At 67.5% G+C, this 15,055-nt stretch carries 12 protein-coding genes and 2 pseudogenes; 6 read left to right on the top strand and 8 right to left on the bottom strand.

Translation table 11 applies throughout. The features are described from left to right. Positions 1 to 84: 84 nt before the first annotated feature. Positions 85 to 1,596 carry an L-piperidine-6-carboxylate dehydrogenase gene (gene amaB / locus ACVK00_RS31315; protein ID WP_126226063.1) on the bottom strand — a complete coding sequence of 504 codons (1,512 nt, stop codon included), beginning with the start codon at positions 1,594 to 1,596 and terminating at the stop codon, positions 85 to 87. Between the two features lie 635 nt (positions 1,597 to 2,231). On the opposite strand from amaB, the gene ACVK00_RS31310 reads away from it, so the two are divergent. The 3 genes from ACVK00_RS31310 (at position 2,232) to ACVK00_RS31300 (ending at position 6,035) form a co-directional block, all read left to right on the top strand. Beyond that, on the top strand, positions 2,232 to 3,812 hold the full coding sequence (locus tag ACVK00_RS31310; RefSeq protein ID WP_284901661.1) for an amino acid permease: 1,581 nt from the start codon (positions 2,232 to 2,234) through the stop codon (positions 3,810 to 3,812). A gap of 161 nt (positions 3,813 to 3,973) precedes the next feature. After that, a complete protein-coding gene (locus ACVK00_RS31305; RefSeq protein ID WP_228908413.1) occupies positions 3,974 to 5,242 on the top strand; it encodes an NAD(P)/FAD-dependent oxidoreductase in 1,269 nt (422 codons plus the stop codon). A gap of 118 nt (positions 5,243 to 5,360) precedes the next feature. Then, positions 5,361 to 6,035, top strand: coding sequence for a TetR family transcriptional regulator (locus ACVK00_RS31300; RefSeq protein ID WP_166725025.1), 675 nt, complete (start codon positions 5,361 to 5,363; stop codon positions 6,033 to 6,035). A gap of 128 nt (positions 6,036 to 6,163) precedes the next feature. On the opposite strand, the pseudogene ACVK00_RS31295 reads toward ACVK00_RS31300, so the two are convergent. The 4 genes and pseudogenes from ACVK00_RS31295 to ACVK00_RS31280 all read right to left on the bottom strand — a co-directional run. Continuing rightward, a pseudogene (locus ACVK00_RS31295) lies at positions 6,164 to 6,517 on the bottom strand (phospholipase D-like domain-containing protein); the annotation flags it as partial. A 76-nt stretch (positions 6,518 to 6,593) separates the two neighbouring features. After that, positions 6,594 to 7,646 (bottom strand): RNA-guided endonuclease InsQ/TnpB family protein, encoded by a 1,053-nt coding sequence (locus ACVK00_RS31290; RefSeq protein ID WP_354123246.1) that lies wholly within the window; start codon positions 7,644 to 7,646, stop codon positions 6,594 to 6,596. 113 nt (positions 7,647 to 7,759) lie between these two features. Continuing rightward, positions 7,760 to 8,005, bottom strand: a pseudogene (locus ACVK00_RS31285) (phospholipase D-like domain-containing protein); the annotation flags it as partial. 103 nt (positions 8,006 to 8,108) lie between these two features. Next, a complete protein-coding gene (locus tag ACVK00_RS31280) occupies positions 8,109 to 8,867 on the bottom strand; it encodes a DeoR/GlpR family DNA-binding transcription regulator (RefSeq protein WP_166725027.1) in 759 nt (252 codons plus the stop codon). 205 nt (positions 8,868 to 9,072) lie between these two features. Between ACVK00_RS31280 and ACVK00_RS31275 the strand changes: the two genes are divergently transcribed. Beyond that, positions 9,073 to 9,258, top strand: a complete 186-nt coding sequence (locus ACVK00_RS31275; protein WP_006752380.1) for a hypothetical protein — start codon at positions 9,073 to 9,075, stop codon at positions 9,256 to 9,258. A gap of 33 nt (positions 9,259 to 9,291) precedes the next feature. Here the strand turns inward: ACVK00_RS31275 and ACVK00_RS31270 are convergent, their stop codons facing one another. Then, complete coding sequence (locus ACVK00_RS31270) at positions 9,292 to 9,498, bottom strand: hypothetical protein (RefSeq protein ID WP_229050651.1); 207 nt, start codon at positions 9,496 to 9,498, stop codon at positions 9,292 to 9,294. A 122-nt stretch (positions 9,499 to 9,620) separates the two neighbouring features. Between ACVK00_RS31270 and ACVK00_RS31265 the strand changes: the two genes are divergently transcribed. After that, positions 9,621 to 10,490: a DMT family transporter gene (locus ACVK00_RS31265; protein ID WP_284901671.1), complete on the top strand. Its 870-nt coding sequence runs from the start codon at positions 9,621 to 9,623 to the stop codon at positions 10,488 to 10,490. A gap of 227 nt (positions 10,491 to 10,717) precedes the next feature. Continuing rightward, the gene (gene nadE / locus ACVK00_RS31260; RefSeq protein WP_175658704.1) at positions 10,718 to 11,566 is read left to right on the top strand and encodes an ammonia-dependent NAD(+) synthetase; all 849 of its coding nucleotides are present in this window, start codon (positions 10,718 to 10,720) and stop codon (positions 11,564 to 11,566) included. A 72-nt stretch (positions 11,567 to 11,638) separates the two neighbouring features. On the opposite strand, the gene ACVK00_RS31255 is transcribed toward nadE, so the two are convergent. Continuing rightward, on the bottom strand, positions 11,639 to 13,315 hold the full coding sequence (locus ACVK00_RS31255; RefSeq protein WP_228908416.1) for a S10 family peptidase: 1,677 nt from the start codon (positions 13,313 to 13,315) through the stop codon (positions 11,639 to 11,641). Positions 13,316 to 13,388: 73 nt separating this feature from the next. Continuing rightward, a complete protein-coding gene (locus ACVK00_RS31250; RefSeq protein ID WP_284901674.1) occupies positions 13,389 to 14,978 on the bottom strand; it encodes a S53 family peptidase in 1,590 nt (529 codons plus the stop codon). Positions 14,979 to 15,055 lie beyond the last annotated feature (77 nt).

Below are 15,055 nucleotides of genomic sequence, written 5' to 3'. Positions count from 1 at the left end.
GGAAACGACAAGGGCCGGTTACCGCTCCCGCGGTAACCGGCCCTGTTCATTCGACCGTCGAGGCGCCCTGCCGGGCGCCGCGCATCACACGTCGAACTTCACGCCCTGCGCGAGCGGCAGCTGACGGCTGTAGTTGATCGTGTTCGTCGCACGGCGCATATACGCCTTCCATGCATCCGAACCCGACTCGCGGCCGCCGCCCGTTTCCTTCTCGCCACCGAACGCGCCGCCGATCTCCGCGCCGCTCGTGCCGATGTTCACGTTGACGATCCCGCAATCGCTGCCCGCTGCCGACATGAACTGCTCGGCCTCGCGCATGTCGTTCGTGAAGATCGCCGACGACAGGCCTTGCGGCACCGCGTTGTGCAGTTCGATCGCATCGTCGAAGTTGTCGTAGATCATCACGTACAGGATCGGCGCGAACGTTTCGCGCTCGACCACCGCCGATTGCTTCGGCATCCGCACGATGGCCGGACGCACGTAGTACGCATCCGCATGACCGATGTCGACGCGCTCGCCGCCCTTCACTTCACCGCCCTGCTCGCGTGCATCGGCCAGCGCCTTCTGCATCGCGTCGAACGACGCGCGGTCGACCAGCGGGCCGACGAGCGTGCCTTCCTCGAGCGGGTTGCCGACCTTCACCGACGCATAGGCCTTCTCGATGCGCGGCAGCAGTTGCTCGACCAGGCTGCGATGCACGATCAGGCGGCGCAGCGTCGTGCAGCGCTGGCCGGCCGTGCCGACCGCCGCGAACGTGACCGCGCGCACCACGAGATCGAGATCGGCGCTCGGCGCGACGATCATCCCGTTGTTGCCGCCGAGCTCGAGGATGCCGCGCGCGAGACGCTGGCTCAGCACCTTCGCAACTTCCTGGCCCATCCGCACGCTGCCCGTCGCGCTGACGACCGGCACCTTCTTCGACGACGTCAGCACCTCGCCGACATCGCGCATGCCGAGCACCAGCTGGCTCAGGCCCTGCGGCGCGACGCCCGGGTGGGTCTTCTCGAATTCGCGGATCGCCTTCTCGAGCAGCACGTGGCATGCAATCGCGGTGAGCGGCGTCTTCTCCGACGGCTTCCACACGACCGAATCGCCGCACACGAACGCGAGCGCCGCATTCCACGCCCACACCGCGACCGGGAAGTTGAACGCCGAGATCACTCCGCACACGCCGATCGGGTGCCACGTTTCCATCATCCGGTGGCCCGGGCGCTCCGACGCGATCGTCAGGCCGTAGAGCTGGCGCGACAGGCCGACCGCGAAATCGCAGATGTCGATCATTTCCTGCACTTCGCCGAGGCCTTCCGACGTGATCTTGCCGGCTTCGAGCGTGACGAGGCGGCCCAGCTCGGCCTTGTGCTCGCGCAGCACGTTGCCGAATACGCGCACGAACTCACCGCGCACCGGCGCCGGCACCGTGCGCCACTTGAGGAATGCGTCGTGCGCGGCGTCGATCTTGCGCTCGGCGTCGGCGGGCGAGTCGACCGCCAGCGTCGCGAGCGTCGCGCCGTCGAGCGGCGAACGCGCGGTCAGCGCGGTGCCTTTCCACCGGGCGAGATCGATGTCGAGCGCAGCAAGAATGTCGTTGAATTGCATCACTTCCTCTTCAGGGACAGATTGATCGGTGCGGCGGCGACGCCGCCCGCGTGATTCGATTGGAGCGCGTTCGCGCGCCTTGTGCAAGCGGATGCGCGCCTCGGCCGGCCCGACGCGCCGTACGGCGCATCGCCCGCGCGCCGCCGCCGAAACCCCGGCCGGCCGGCACGCCCTCGCCTCGCGAGGCACGATCCATGAGACACATTGTCGGCGGCCACAAGTCGGCCCGCTATTGATATTAACTCACGACTTCATTCCGAAAGCGCAACACCCTGGCTGGACGAATCCCCCACTTTCCGTATCGGCATGAGACTTGTCCGAGGCCCGTGACCGGGCCGGCCGCCGCGTTGCCGCCCACCCCGACTTGATGACTAACCCGCATTACCCTGTGCGGAAATATCGTTTGCCGCGCGTGCCGCCGGCCGCACACAATCGGGTCGCGTCGAAGTGCTCCGCACCCGGCGCGACGACGGCCGCCCGACACGCGGCCGGACGACAGACGAACGCGACGCGCAGCGCGCCCCCGGTTCGCCCGAACCGGGCCGCGCGGAACCGCCGCTGTCCGGCCGGCGGCCGGCGACGGGTGGCGCTTCGCGGCCAAAAAACAATTCCGGAGACAGCGCCCAGCCCCGCCCATGCATTCAGATGCCCGCCCCGATTCCCCCTCCCCGTCCGGCTCGCGTCCCGCGAAACCGGCCCTCCACCGCAGCCTGCAGGCGCGCCATCTGCGGATGATCGCGATCGGCGGCTCGATCGGCACGGGCCTGTTCGTCGCGTCCGGCGCATCGATTTCCCAGGCCGGCCCCGGCGGCGCGATCGTCGCGTACATGCTGATCGGCCTGATGGTCTACTTCCTGATGACGAGCCTCGGCGAAATGGCCGCGTTCATGCCGGTGTCGGGCTCGTTCGCGACCTACGGCTCGAAGTTCGTCGACGAAGGCTTCGGCTTCGCGATCGGCTGGAACTACTGGTATAGCTGGGCCGTCACGCTCGCGGTCGAACTCGTCGCCGCGCAGCTCGTGATGCACTACTGGTTTCCGCACGTGCCGGGCGTCTGGTGGAGCGCGCTGTTTCTCACGCTGATCTTCGCGCTCAATGCGCTGTCGGTGCGCGGCTTCGGCGAAGCCGAATACTGGTTCGCGCTGATCAAGGTGCTGACGGTCGTCGCGTTCCTCGGCGTCGGCGTGATGATGATCTTCGGCATTCTGCAGGGCGGCCCGAGCGCGGGCTGGGCCAACTTGACGATCGGCGACGCGCCGTTCGCCGGCGGCCTGCCGGCATTGATGGGCGTCGCGATGATCGCGGGCTTCTCGTTCCAGGGCACCGAAATGATCGGCGTCGCAGCCGGCGAATCGGAGAACCCGCGCACGACGATCCCGCGCGCGGTGAGCCAGATCTTCTGGCGCATCCTGCTGTTCTACGTGCTCGCGATCATCGTGATCGGCGTGCTGATTCCGTACACCGACCCGAGCCTGTTGAAGAGCGACGTGACCGACATCGGCGTGAGCCCGTTCACGCTGGTGTTCCGCCATGCAGGCCTCGCGGTCGCGGCCGGCGTGATGAACGCGGTGATCCTGACGGCCGTGCTGTCGGCCGGCAACTCGGGCATGTACGCGTCGACGCGAATGCTCTACAACCTCGCGGTCGAAGGCCGCGCGCCGAAGCTGTTCGCGAAGCTGTCCCCGGGCGGCGTGCCGCGCAATGCGCTGTACGCGACGACCGCCGTCGGCGCGCTCTGCTTCCTCACGTCGCTGTATGGCGACAAGACGGTCTACCTGTGGTTGCTGAACACGTCGGGCATGGCCGGCTTCATCACGTGGCTCGGCATCGCGATCAGCCACTACCGGTTCCGCAAGGGCCTGCTGAAGCAGGGCTACCGCGTCGACCAGCTGCCGTATCGCTCGAAGTGGTTCCCGTTCGGCCCGATCTTCGCGTTCGTGCTGTGCGCGGTCGTCGCGCTGGGGCAGGACTACCAGGCGTTCATGGGCAGCAAGATCGACTGGGCGGGCGTCGCAGCAACGTATATCGGCGTGCCGTTCTTCCTCGCGATCTGGCTCGGTTACGCGCTGGTGCGCAAATGCCGCCTCGTGCGCTACGAGGACATGGAGATCGCGCCGTGGATCGAGCGCAACGCGACGCCCGACGCCACGCAGAAGCCCGACGCCGGCTATCCGGCCTTCGTCGCCAGCCCGGCCAACCCGACGCCGGGCGCCTGACGTCCGGTAAGCCCGGGAACCAGGGAAGCCCGATAACGCAGCGGCCGCCGCCCGAATGCGACGGCCGTTGCGCTGAAAACCCCATTCGACGCGGCGCGCGCGTTCAGGCAAGATCGACGCGCGACGCCTGTTTTTCCGCCGTTACGAGTCACCGAAACCGCATGCAGAACTTCTACGAAGCCACCGTTACCCGCCAGCCCTACCCGCAACTGACCGGCCCGATCGATACGCAGGTCTGCATCGTCGGCGGCGGCCTCGCCGGCCTGTGCACCGCGCTCGGTCTGGTCGAGCGCGGCGTGCAGGATGTCGTCGTGCTCGACGGCGAACGGGTCGGCTTCGGCGCGTCGGGCCGCAATGGCGGCTTCGTGTTCGGCGGCTACAGCCTCGACAACGCGGACCTGCTGCGCACGCTCGGCCGCGACGAAGGCCGTCGCCTGTACCGGCTCACCGTCGATGCGGTCGAGCTGATCCGCGCGCGGATCGCCCGCTACGGAATCGACTGCGACATCGTCGACGAGGGCGTGATGCTCGCGAACTGGTTCGACGATCCGTCGCGGCTCGACAGCGTGCGCACGCTGATGAAGCAGGAATTCAACGTCGACTGGGCACCCGTCGCGACGGACGCGCTGCGCGCGCGGCTGAAGACGCAGCGCTATCACGGCGGCCTGTTCGAGCCGAACGCGTTCCACTTCCATCCGCTCAAGTACGTGCTCGGCGTCGCGGCGGCCGCGTCGCGCGGCGGCGCACGCGTGTACGAACGCTCGGCCGCGCTCGGCATCGCGCGCGAAGGCGCCGGCTACGTCGTGCGCACGGCGCAGGGCATGGTGCGTGCGAAGGACGTCGTGTTCGCCGGCGGCGGTTATGCGCGCGGCGTGTCGCCGCGCATCGAGCGCGCGGTACTGCCGATCGCGACCTACGTGATCGCGACCGAACCGCTCGGCACGCGGCTGCCGGACGCCATCGATGCGCCGTACGCGATCTACGACACGCGTTTCGCGTTCGACTATTACCGTCCGCTGAAGGACACGCGAATTCTGTGGGGCGGCCGGATCTCGGTGCTCGACCGCGGCCCCGACGCGATCGCGCGGCTGCTGCGGCGCGACCTGCTGCGCGTGTATCCGCAGCTCGACGGCGTGAAGGTCGAATATGCGTGGGGCGGGCTGATGAGCTACGCGCGGCACAAGATGCCGCAGATCGGGCGCGACGCGGACGGCGTGTGGCACGCGATCGCGTTCGGCGGCCACGGGATGGCGCCCACCACCGTCGCCGGCGAAGCGCTCGCCGCCGCGCTGGCCGGCGAGCGGCCGGTGCCGGAAGGCTTCGCCGCGTTCGGGCTCACGCGCACGTTCGGGCTTGCTGGCCTCGCCGCCGCGCAGCTCACGTACACCGCGTATCAGGCCCGCGACGCTCTCGCGTCGTGCCGGCGCTGAACCGTCGCGGCGGCGGCCGAAACCGCGCCGCCGATTAGAGCGGCGAGTCGGCAGGATGGCGATTTCCTGCATGCTAGAATGATTTTTTCATGCCGCCGCGAACGCACAACAAAGTCACATGAAAGCTGCAAGCAAGGCCGCCACGTCCGAAAGCCGCGCGCTTGCGACCGATGCGCGGCGCAAATACGATCCCGAGCAAACCAAGCGCAACATCCTCGACGTCGCCACGCAGGAGTTCTCCGCGATGGGCCTCGCCGGTGCGCGCGTCGACGCGATCGCCGAGCGTACGAACACGACGAAGCGGATGCTCTACTACTACTTCGAAAGCAAGGAAGGCCTGTACGAGGCCGTGCTGGAGAAGGTGTACGGCGACATCCGCGCGCTCGAGCAGGAACTGCACGTCGGCGACATGGAGCCGCGCGAAGGCATGCGCCGGCTCGTCGAATTCACGTTCGACTATCACGACAAGCATCGCGACTTCGTCCGCCTCGTGTCGATCGAGAACATCCACGGCGCGAAGTATCTCGAACAGCTGAAGTCGTTCAAGAACCGCAACGTCAGCATCATCAAGACGCTCGAGGAACTGCTCGAGCGCGGCGCGGCGAGCGGCGCGTTCCGCAAGGACATCGACGCGTTCGACCTGCACCTGCTGATCAGCTCGTTCTGCTTCCACCGCGTGTCGAACCGCTACACGTTCGGCGCCGCGTTCGGCCGCGATCCGTCGGCGCCGCGGCTGCGCTCGCGGCATCGCGAGACGATCGCCGACTCCGTGCTGCGCTACGTCGCCGCGTAGTCGCACCGCGCGATTCCGCGCGATTCCACCCGAAGGCCGAACGACATCACGACGCGTGCAACCGGCATGAGCCGGAAGCACGTCGCGCTTCCGGGCGAGCGCATGCGTCATGCGTCATGCGCCACCCGTCAGTCGGTCGGCGCGGTCGACGCCAGCGCGATCCGCGCCTTCTCTTCCGGGCTTCCCGCCACGTAATACTTCTTCGCCCAGCTCGAATCCAGCGCGAGCGCGAGTTGCCGATGCGAACCGGCGCCGTGCTGTTTCGTCTCGATCGCCAGCGCCCGCGCGCGATAGTGCTCGTAGAGCCGCAGGAATTCCGCGAGATAGATCGCCGCGATCCGCGTGTCGCGAATCTCGAGCAGGTTTTCGTCGTTGTACTGCTCGGAATTGCGGCTCATGTTCGCCGAGCCGGTATAGACGATCGGGTTCGCGCCTTCCGCATCGAGTACCTGCAAGTGCTCCGGCGTGGCGACGACCGGAAAGACGTCATAGCGAAACGACGCATCGCGAGCCTGCGGATCGATGCGCGCATCCCACCACTTGACGTCCTCGTCCGCGCTAAAGGCGGAGGATTCCCACACCTGGCGATGCACGTCCGCATCGGAGAATGTTCACAGCAGCATTGGTATCTCGATCATGCTCGACACCACAGTCACTGCAGGCCCACTCTCTTATTCGCAATCCCGCGATACCTTTCGGCCGCGTCGTGCTGTCTCTCGACCCGCACGCCGAACAGGACTGGGTAGAACCGCCTTCGTCGACTTCCTCGAACGTGGCCCCGTGCGCCATCGCCTTGTAACGGAGCTTGTTTCGGAAGGACGACCAGGACGCGTCGTAGACGCTTTTCGCCATCCTGGTCTTGGCGAGTTTGGTGGCCGACACATTGCCGACCGCGATGTAATCGAAGCGCCGCACCAGATCGAGCGCGAGCTTGTGCTGAAAATCAGCGCGGGCGTTCGCCACCTTCGCGTGCAGCTTCGCGATATGTCGTTTGTGCTTTCGCGCCCGTTGCGCTTTCGCCAGCTTCTCCGCCGCTCGTCGGCCGAATCGATCGTTCGGCAGTTTCTCGCCTGTCGAAAGGGTGGCGAAGTCTTTCAGGCCTAGATCGATGCCGACACCAGACCGGATCGGTCGGGCCTGAACATCGGGCACCTCGATCACGATGTTGAGAAACCAGTTGCCGCGCGCATCCTGCGCGAAATTGGTGCCGTCCTTGATCTTGCCTTCGGGAAGCGGTCGACTGTTGAACACACGGAAGGTGCTGCCGGCAAAGCGGAACGCATCGCCCTCGCGCTTCAGGTCGCGGCCCTTCAGCGGAACCCAGCCCAGCGCCTTCCTGCCACGATAGCGCAGGTAGGGGCGTCGGTTCTGGCTGCGCGACTTCGCGTACTGCTCGCACGTTGCGTTGACGGTACCGGAATGGATACCGAGTTCCTTGCCGCTGCCGGTGGTCAGCACGTTGAGATCAAAACCAGTCGGCCACTTCTTGTTCCACTTGAGTGCGTGCTTCTGCGTATCGTTGCAGAAGTTCCAGACGTAGTTCACCGCACGGCTCTGCTTGTTGAGCAGTCCGTTGAGCGACTTAACCCGGTAGCGGTAGACAAGGATCATGCCGGTGATCCTAACCCGTGGAAGAAGCTGCCTGTCAACAGCCCTCCTTTCCGCCATCCGCCCCGAAGGAAGTCCCCTTGGGGGAAATGGCGGGGTTTCTCGGAGCAAATTCCGATGAATTTCTGGATCGGCGCCTGGTCGGTTGGCGCGTCGCCCTGCGTGTCGGCGGCCGGGCCGTCGAACGTCAGCCGGTTCGGCAGCCAGCTGTTCGGCGCCCGCGTCTTGCCGTCGGCCGACCAGAAGCCCGGCGTGCGCCGGATCGCGAAGCCGAGGAAATCGGCGCGCAACGCCGCCTCGGGCCAGTCGAAGGCCAGCAGGACCAGGGTGGGGGAAAGATAGCTGCGTACGCTGACGGTCATTCGTGCTCCTGGCGTTTCGGCCGAAAGAGATGAATGGGTCAGTGTTGACGGCGGTTCTTCCCGGGCGATGACCGTTCGATGAACCTTGTATGTCGGAGCCGCGTCAGTCGCACACGAGCAGCTCGATGCCGCGTGCGGCCAGCGCGCGGCGCACGGCCTTGTCCGGCGTGCGCTCGGTGACGAGGTAGCGCGCGGCCGACGTGCCGTTGATCCGCACCGGCGTCACGCGGCCGAACTTCGAATGGTCGGCGACGATGACCGCGGTGCCGGCCGCCGCGATCATCCGGCTGCGCACTTCGGCGGCGAGCCGCGAGTAGTCGGTGCAGTCGCCGTCGACCGTGATGCCGCCCGCGCCGACGAACGCGAAATCGACGTGGTATTGCGCGAGCTGCTGGATCGTATCGAGCCCGAACGTCGCGTCCTCGTCGTCGGACAGCTCGCCGCCGAGCAGCGTCACGCGATTGCCGTTGCGGCGCGCGAGCACGAACGCGGTGCGCCAGTCGTTCGTGTAGATCGACAGCCGGTGCCGGTCGGCCAGCGCGAGCGCCACCGCATGCGGCGTGCTGCCCGAGTCGATCAGCACCGATGCATCGTCGGGCACGAATTCGGCCGCACGTCGCCCGATCGTGCGCTTCGCTTCGGCGTTCGCCGCTTCACGCTCGGACAGGCTCGGCTCGCGGCGGTCCGCCGCCAGCGCGCCGCCGTGCGTCATCACGAGCAGGCCGCGCGCCGCGAGCGCGTTCAGGTCGCGCCGCACGGTCTCGCGCGACACGTCGAGCGAGCGCACGAGTTCGGCAACCGACAGCGCGCCCGATCGTCCGAGCTCCGACAGAATGTATTGATGACGTTGTTCCGCCAGCATCGCAATGCGCCCGAGGCGACTGGTAATGGGTAAGCCAGCCATTGTATTACGGCCGTTTGACTACCATTTGACGACGCCGCGTCCGGCAGCGGCCGCGTTTCACGCCAGCGAAATTCTGTATTGCCGGATGCGCGCGAATCGGCACGGCAAGCGATTGCTACACTTTGCGCTTCGCCTAACGACAGACCATCAAGGGGCTTGCGCAATGTATCGCAAAGGCAGTGTGCTCGAAATCCAGTTTTCGCCGGAACGACTCAACGACGGGGCCGGCGATCCGTACTGGATCGACCTGACGCTCGACGAAGCGCGCCGGCTGTATGAACAACTCGCCGCTCGCTTCGCGACCGACGCGCGCGCCAACCAGCCGCTCGACACGTTCTCGCTCGACTGATCTCCGTTCCTTTGCCCACGCCACGGCGCGCCTTCATGGCGCGGCGCTTTCGCCCGGCCGGGTGATAACCGAACGGCTGGCTCGACTGATCCCCGCTCCTTTGCCCGCGCCACGGCGCGCCTTCATGGCGCGGCCCTTCCAGCCGGCCTGCCGCTGATCGAACGGCCGGTACGCTAGCGCGCGCTGGCGACGCATCGCATCCGCGGTCGCCGCTTGCAGCCGCAGCAGCGCGCGGCGCATGGCCGCCGCATGCGTCCCGCACGCGCGACAAGCGAGTGCAGAATCCGACAAGACGGCGGCACCGCTTGACCCGATACTGACCGACTTCACGATTCGTCCGGCCGTATCGCGGCCCGCCACGCATGTTTACCTCGCTCGTCGCCGCGGCTTTCGTCGCGCTGTGGTCCACCGGCTTCATCGTCGCCCGGGCAATCAAGCCCTACGCCGATCCGAACCTGTTCCTGCTCGCGCGTTTCGCAGGCACGGCCGCGCTGTTCGGCGCCGTCGCACTCGTCGCGCGCGCGCCGTGGCCGGCCCGCCGCGAATGGCCGCGCCACCTGATCGCCGGCGCGCTGCTGCAGGGCGTCTATCTCGGCGCCAGCTACTGGGCCGTCGCGCAAGGGCTGAACGCGGGCGTGATGGCGCTGCTCGGCGCGCTGCAGCCGCTCGCCACCGCCGTGCTCGCCGTGCCGCTGTTCAACGAGCGACTGCCCGCGCGCGGCTGGCTCGGGATGGCGCTCGGGCTGGCCGGCGTGGCGCTCGTGCTCGCGCCGAAGGTCGCGGGCGGCGTCGCGCCGCCGCCCGGCGCCGCGCCCGCGTGGTTCGTCGTGACCGTATCGGTCCTGGCGGTCGGCTCGATCACCGCCGGCTCGCTGTACCAGAAGGGCAAGCTCGCGCAGAACGATCTGCGCACGGCCGTCGCCGTGCAGAACCTCGGCGCGGCGATCGTCGCGGCCGTCTTTGTCGTGCTGCTGCATGAAACGCGCTGGATCGGCGCGCCGGCGCTGTGGATCTCGCTCGTGTGGGGCGTCGTGTTCCTGTCCGGCGGCGCGGTCACGATGCTGATGTGGATGCTGCGGCGGGGCAACGCGGCGCGCGCGACGTCGCTGCTGTTCCTCGCGCCGCCGCTCGCCGCGCTGCAGGGATATCTGCTGTTCGGCGAAACGCTCGCGACCGTCCAGCTCGCCGGCTTCGCACTTGCGCTGGTGGGTGTCGTGCTCGCGCGGCGCTGACGCAGGCGGTCAGGCGATCGGAAGCGCCCGTCACCGCCGCCCCCACCCTGCATCGAAACGAAGCATCCGTGCGCACGCGAGGGTGCGCCGCCGCGCGCGCTGCACCATGACGATGCACCGCGTCTCGCCGATGCAACGCGAAGCCGCCGGATCGCATGCCCGGCGCGGCGCCGCGCCACGATTGCGCTTATGATGGGCGCCTCGCATTTCGTTCCGGAACCACCCCCATGACATCCGCCGATTACGCCAGCCGCCAACGCGCGATCATTGCCGAACTGAACGTCGCCCCGCACTTCGACGTCGACGCCGAGATCGCCCGGCGCGTCGATTTCCTTGCGCAGTACCTTCGTTCGAGCGGCCTGCGGACCTACGTGCTCGGCATCAGCGGCGGCGTCGATTCGTCGACGGCCGGGCGGCTCGCGCAGCTGGCGGTCGAACAGTTGCGCGCCGGCGGCTACGATGCCCGCTTCATCGCGATGCGCTTGCCGAACGGCGTGCAGAACGACGAAGCCGATGCGCAGCGCGCGCTCGCGTTCGTGCGCGCGGACGAGACGTTCACGGTCGACGTGAAGCCCGCGGCCGATGCGATGCTCGCGTCGCTGGTCGCGTCGGGCCACGCGTTCGAAACCCCGGCGCAGCAGGACTTCGTGCACGGCAACATCAAGGCGCGCGAGCGCATGATCGCGCAGTACGCGGTAGCCGGCGCGCGGCGCGGCATCGTGATCGGCACCGACCACGCGGCCGAATCGCTGATGGGCTTCTTCACGAAATTCGGCGACGGCGGCGCGGACGTGCTTCCGCTTGCCGGCCTGAGCAAGCGCCGCGTGCGTGCGGTCGCCCGCGCGCTCGGCGGCGACGAGCTGATCGTGATGAAGGTGCCCACGGCCGACCTCGAGGAACTGCGTCCGCTGCGCCCCGACGAGCATGCATACGGCGTCACCTACGACGAGATCGACGATTTCCTCGAAGGCAAGACCGTCGCCGACACGGTGTACGAAACGGTGCTGCGCTTCTACGACGGTTCGCGCCACAAGCGCGCGCTGCCGTATACGCCGTTCGACTGGCCGACCGCGTAAGTCGACCGCGTAAGTCAAACCGCGCCGCGCGAACCCTAGCGGTCACGCGCGGCACGTGCACGACGGGCTACGCTACGCGTGCCCGCCCGTCTTCTTCGCTTGCAGCGCGCGAATCCGCAGCCGCGCGCCCGTATCGCTGACCGTCGCGTCGTACATCGTCGCGAGATCGCGCTTGAGCGCGGTGCGCGAACCGCCGTCGAGATACACCATGTGCCCCGACGGATAAAAGCGTGCCGACAAGTTCTGCCGCACCTTCTGATCCTCGAGCGGCATCTGCTGCAGGTCGATCACGGTCTGGTAGAACGGCGTGACGAAATCGTACAAGCCGTTCGCCGACAGCACCTTCAGGTCGACGTTCAGCGCCATCACCGCGGCGAGGTCGCCCGCCGTGTAGAGAATCACGTTCCCCTTCGCATCGATGCCCTGCTGCGCGCCGGTCGGGTCGATATGGCTGAAGTCCCAGTTCTGGAACGCCTGGTCGTTCAGGTCCGTGAACGCGGAGTTCGACGTGAACTTCAGCTGCTCGTTCAGGTAGCTGTTCCACATCGCCGTGTAGACGCCCGTCACGGCCGTCATCGTCGGATCGTTGCCGCCCGAGTTCGGATCGATCTTGCCGGCGATACCGGTCGAGATCGCCGTCACGCGGCCGTCGTACGAACCGAGCGCCAGCCCCTGCGCCTGCAGCAGCGTCGTCAGGAACAGCGAATTGCCGCGCGCGTTGTAACCGGCGATGTCGAGCCCCCACGTCTGCAGCGTTGCCGTGTCGATGCCCGTGTAGTCCGACAGCTTCCGCACGGCGGCCGGGTCGGCATGCGGCACGTTGCGCAGTGCCTTCAGGTAATCGGTGCGCGCGAACTGCGCGACTTCCTCGATGAACGTGCCGAGATCGGCCGGCGCCGGCTTGACGCCGAGTTTTTTGTGATACCACGCGTCGGCCGCCGCGGTCGGCAGCGCGCCGACCGGGTTGCCGGCCTGCCGATAGTCGAGGATCGACGACTGCAGCGTGACGCCGTTCAGATCGACGCCGTCCTCGTGCAGCTTGTACGCGAGCACGCAGCTGCGCGCGGTGCCATACGACTCGCCGAACAGGTATTTCGGCGAATTCCAGCGGTTGTTCTTCGTCAGATAGCGCTTGATGAACTGCTTCAGCGAATCCGCATCCTGGTCGACGCCCCAGAAATTGCGGTTCTTGTTCGGCGCGACGGCCGCCGAATAGCCGGTGCCGACCGGATTGATGAACACCAGGTCGCTGTGGTCGATCATGCTGTCCGGGTTGTCTTCCATCTGGTACGGCGCAGGCGGCGTGAACCCCGGCATCGACGTCTTGATGCGCTTCGGCGCGAACGAGCCGAGCAGCACGAACACCGACGACGAACCGGGCCCGCCGTTGTAGAAGAACGTGACGGGCCGCGTTTCTTCCTTCGCGCCGTCGGCCGTGAATGCGACGTAGAAGATCTTCGCGGCCGGCTGCGAACTGCTCGGGTCGACCGTCACGAGATGGCCGACCGTCGCCGTGTACGCAATCCGCTTGCCGCCGATCAGGATCGTGTGGTGCGTGATCGCAGCCGCTTCGGTCGTGTCGGTCACCGAGTCGTCGGGACCGTTGCCGTACGCGACCGGATCGAAGAACGGCTGGTCGCGGCCGTGGCTCAGCGCGACGGGATTGATGGTCGGCGGCACGCTATGCGAATTGTGGTCGCCGTGATGCAGCGGATACACGCCGCCGGAAGATGCGGAATCGATGCCCATCGTGCTGCTCCTGGAGGTGAAAAAAGACGCGGGCAGGGAACCCGCGTCACATGGAAAGGCCTGTGCCGGCGTGTCAGCGCGATGGCTTGCGCGCGAGGATCGCCGCGAGTTTCGCGCCGTCGGGGCTGCCGAGGCCCGTGCACGCGTCCCAGCCGGACGCGGCCGCATACGTGCCGTTCGAGCCCTTCGTGATGTCGCGCAGCGTGCCCGGATTCTTGTACAGCGCGGGATTGATCCAGCCGGCCGATGCGCCGGCCGCCGCGTTGATCCGGGCGATCAGCGCGGCCCACAACGGCGCGACCGCGCTCGTGCCGCCCATCACCGCGGGCGTTCCCGCGATCGACACTTCGTAGCCCGTTTGCGGCGACGCATCGCCGGCGACGTCCGGCACGCCGCGCTTCGCGAGCGGCCTGCTGCTGCCGTCGGCGAGCGTGACGGTCAGCCCCTTCTGCCAGGCCGGCACGTCGAACATCGTGCTGACGCCGCCGCCACCCGCGCCGCCACCGGCCGTCTCGTCGTTCCACGTGATCTCGCTGCGAATGCCCTGCCCCGGCAGCGCATCGAGCTGCGTGCCGCCGCAGCCGAGCACGTACGGGCTCGACGCCGGGAAGTCGACGTGATCGGCGCCGTCCTGCAGCCCGTCGCCCGAGCCGCTGTCGCCCGACGCCGCGCACACCGTGATCCCCTGCGCGGCGGCGGCCTGCAGCACGCGGTTGAACGCATGGGCCGACTGCGCCTGCCAGATCGCTTCCGGGCCGCCCCAGCTGATCGAGATCACGGACGGCCGGTTGGTCTTGTCTGTGACCGCCGCGTTGACGGCCTGAATGAAGCCCGCGTCGCTGTTCGGCGCGAAGTAGACCGCGATCTTCGCGGCCGGCGCGATCGCACCGGCGATCTCGATGTCGAGCGCGACTTCGCCGTCCGGGCCGTTCGCGTCGCCGGTCGGCGTGTTGCGGCCGGTGCCGACGTTCACGTCGACGAGCGTCGGCGGCTTGTCGATCCCGAGCCCGCGGAAATACTGCTGGATATCGGTCGCGCGATAACCGCCGCCGAGTTCGACGATCGCGATGCATTGCCCGGCGCCATCGCCGGCCGGAAAGCCGTACAGCGACGCGAGCTGGGGCGGCGTGAACGTGACGGCGGTGGCGCCGCGCGCGGGCTTGAACGGCGGCCGCAGCCGGAAGTGCGGCCGCGCCTGCGGCCGGCTGTCGAGGCCGAGCACGGCCGTGACGACATCGCCGAGCTCGTCCGGCAGCGCGATCGGGCCCGAGCGGCCGCGGTACTGGCCGATCGAGCGATGCTCGAAACGCTCGAGCTTCACGCTGAATGCCGCCTCGAACTGCTGGATCGTGCCGGACAGCACGACGACGCTTTCCACCGGATCGACGCGATCGACCGTCAGCTGGTGACGGTGCGCGAAGTCCTCGGTCTTGCGAATGTCGTCGGGATTGGCGGAGAAACGCTGCGCGAAGGCGTCGCGCGACAGCGGTTTTGCGTCGGTGTCGCCAGCGGCGAGCTGATTGACCAATGCGTCGAGTTGCCCTTCTTCCTGCCGCCGCAACATGATCGTGACGTGGATGCGTTCTGCCGGATCGCACTGACCGAGACACTTGGACTCGGCGACGATGCGGGGTTCACGGTCGGCTTGAAGATGCCTTGCCATGTTCTGACCCTCCTTGGTATCGCGTTGCACGGGCGTTGCACGGAACAGCCAGGAAATCGGACAGGGCCGGCGGCAGA

The sequence above is a fragment of the Burkholderia sp. PvR073 genome (assembly GCF_054055695.1).
Note: the sequence above shows the minus strand (reverse complement) of the source record. Positions and strands in the feature narration are given on the sequence as shown.